This is a genomic window from bacterium, assembly GCA_040756715.1.
Lineage (GTDB): Bacteria > UBA9089 > UBA9088 > UBA9088 > UBA9088 > JBFLYE01.
The window spans coordinates 1-2,658 of sequence record JBFLYE010000077.1; the positions used below are offsets into that span (position 1 = coordinate 1).

Consider the following 2,658-nt stretch of genomic DNA (forward strand, 5'->3'; position numbering starts at 1 on the left):
AATCTTAAGGAAAACTTTATAAAATTATGAATTTTGAATGTTGAATTTTGAATTAAAAGGGGAAAAATTTTATAAAACTTAAACCTTCAATTCAAAATTCAAAATTTAGAATTCAAAATTTCTTAAATACTATTTTTGCACTAAGTAATGGAAGATACTATAATGATAAAGAAGTATTCATCGTCAAATTGAGGAATCACTTAAAGCCTTTGTTGAGGCAGAAATGGATTGTTTATAAAAACGCATTGCTTAAATGATAGCGATTTCGGATTTCATTTGTTCCCTTAAAGCTACACCATACAAAAATTTTGTTGACATTTGACAATTTATAATTTTATAATAATTAATAATTTTTTATTCAGGGGGAGAAACGAACGAAGCGAGTATCATAGAGGGAGGAAAACCCCTCATTGAGCGACAAAGGAGGTGTAAAATGGAAGTTACCAGAAGAAGCTTCTTAAAGATTACCGGGACAGCAGGAGGGGGCTTATTCTTAAGCCAATTAGGGATATTTGATCTAGCAAAGCCAAAGGCTTATGCCGAAGAGCTTAAGCTAAAGTATGGGAAGGAGACAACCTCAATCTGCCCATATTGTAGTGTGGGATGTGGTATTATTGCTACCACAAGAGAGGGTAAGCTGATAAATTCAGAGGGAGACCCTGACCATCCCATAAACCAGGGGGCATTATGTAGCAAAGGCTCTGCCATTTTCCAGATTGTAAATAATCCAAGGAGGCAGACAAAGGTTTTATACAGAGCCCCAAAACGCACAAAATGGGAGGAAAAGGATTGGAACTTTGCCATAAGAACCATTGCAAAGAAAATAAAAGAAACAAGGGACAAGACATTTGAATTGGATGGTTTAAATCGAACAAGGGCAATTGCCTCAGTAGGAGGTGCAATGCACAACAATGAGGAATGCTATTTGTGGACAAAGCTGATGAGGGCAATTGGTCTTGTATACCTTGAGCATCAGGCACGCTTATGCCATTCATCTACAGTGGCAGCATTGGCAGAATCCTTTGGCAGGGGTGCAATGACCAACCATTGGATTGACCTTAAAAATTCTGATTGTATTATGATAATTGGGTCAAATGCTGCGGAATGCCATCCCGTTTCCTTTAAATGGATAACCAGGGCAAAGGAGCAGGGGGCAAAGCTTATTGTGGTTGACCCAAGGTTCACCAGAACAGCCAGCAAGGCAGATATTTATGCACAAATGCGCTCTGGATGTGATGTTGCCTTTATTGGCGGGATTATAAACTATTGCCTCCAAAATAACCTCTATCAAAAAGAATATGTTATAGAATACACCGATGCCCCATTTCTTATTAACCCAGATTTCAAGCTATCCGAGGATATTGGGCTATTCTCAGGGTATAATCCAGAGAAAAGAAGCTATGATAAGGCAACCTGGAAGTATCAATATGATGAAGCTGGTATTCCCAAGAAAGATAAAACCTTACAAGACCCAAATTGCGTCTTTCAATTATTAAAGAGGCATTATGCAAGATACGATGTGGATACAGTAATAAAGATTACAGGAACCCCTAAGGATACCTACCTTAAGGTTTGTGAGACATTCTGTGCCACAGGAAAGCCCGATAAGGTAGCTACCATAATGTATTCAATGGGAACTACCCAGCATACCAATGCGGCTCAAATGATTAGGGCATATTCAATTCTTCAGCTCCTTTTGGGAAACATTGGCTTTGCCGGTGGTGGGATAAATGCCTTAAGGGGCGAGCCAAATGTTCAGGGTTCAACCGACCATACCTTGCTATTTCATATTCTTCCAGGCTATCTTAAGGCACCCACAGATAAAGAGCTTGACCTAAAAACATATATTGAAAAATATACGCCGAAATCAAAAGACCCTAAATCTGCCAATTGGTGGCAGAATACCCCAAAATATATTACATCCCTCCTGAAGGCTTGGTGGGGAGATAATGCAAGGCAGGAGAATGACTTTTGCTATTCCTATCTTCCCAAGAACTCAGGTAATTATTCCTATATCTCCCTCTTTGAAGCAATGTATGCAGGGACAATAAAAGGCTTATTTGTCTTTGGCCAAAACCCCTGTGTCTGTAGCCCAAACCTTAATATGACTTACAAGGCATTGGAAAACCTTAACTGGCTTGTGGTAATGGATTTATGGGAGCAAGAGACCGCAGATTTCTGGAAGCGTCCGGGGGTAGATTCAACAAAGATAAACACCGAGGTATTTTTATTACCCGCTGCCTCAATTTTAGAGAAAGAGGGCTCGGTTACCAACTCGGGAAGGTGGGCACAATGGAGGAACAAGGCAATTGAGCCAATTGGCAATTCAAAGCCAGATTATGAAATTATTGACAGCCTTTACAAGGAGCTTAAAACCCTTTATGAAAAAGAGCAAGGGGTATTTCCCGAACCAATAGTTAATCTTAATTGGGATTATGGAGAGACACTAAATCCACATTTAGTAGCAAAGGAGATAAATGGCTATGAAACACAAACAAAAAAGCAAGTGGCTTCCTTTGCCAAGTTAGCGGATGATGGAACTACCGCCTGTGGCAATTGGATCTATTCTGGCTCTTACACAGAAGATGGAAATATGATGGCAAGAAGAGACCCGCAAGATGTCCCAAATAACCTTGGATTATATCCAAAATGGTCCTG

The 2,658-nt window shown here is 39.7% G+C and carries 1 protein-coding gene; it reads left to right on the plus strand.

What is annotated here, in order from left to right:
- Positions 1-433: 433 nt before the first annotated feature.
- Positions 434-2,658: formate dehydrogenase-N subunit alpha (gene fdnG, locus AB1397_03150; GenBank protein MEW6481990.1), on the plus strand; the 2,225-nt coding region annotated here is incomplete at its 3' end.